This is a genomic window from Monashia sp. HAY1-5C (assembly GCF_056755255.1).
In genome coordinates this window covers 1-237 of record NZ_JBPGXG010000758.1, presented here as the reverse complement: position 1 = coordinate 237, position 237 = coordinate 1, and the positions used below count along the sequence as shown (strand labels likewise).

Below are 237 nucleotides of genomic sequence, written 5' to 3'. Positions count from 1 at the left end.
GGGACTGGACCCTTCGCGTCGCGGTCCGGCTCGGCGATGGCTGCGACTTCCCCTCCGACGCCGCTGGTCTCGTCAAGGTCACCCGCTACCTGCAGCTCGTGGAGGAGGCCGGCCGCGACCGCGACGCCGTCCTCGCCACGGTCCTGGACCTACCGCTCGTCGGCGCGGACCGCGTCGCCGGGTGGTCGGCCGTTGAACGGTATCGTGGCCGCACCGCCGCCGCGGTCTTCGCCGAAC

Annotated in this window: 1 pseudogene; it reads left to right on the top strand. The window is 73.8% G+C overall.

The window, feature by feature from the left end:
* Positions 1-237, top strand: a pseudogene (locus tag ACR9ZK_RS23445) (LLM class flavin-dependent oxidoreductase); the annotation flags it as partial.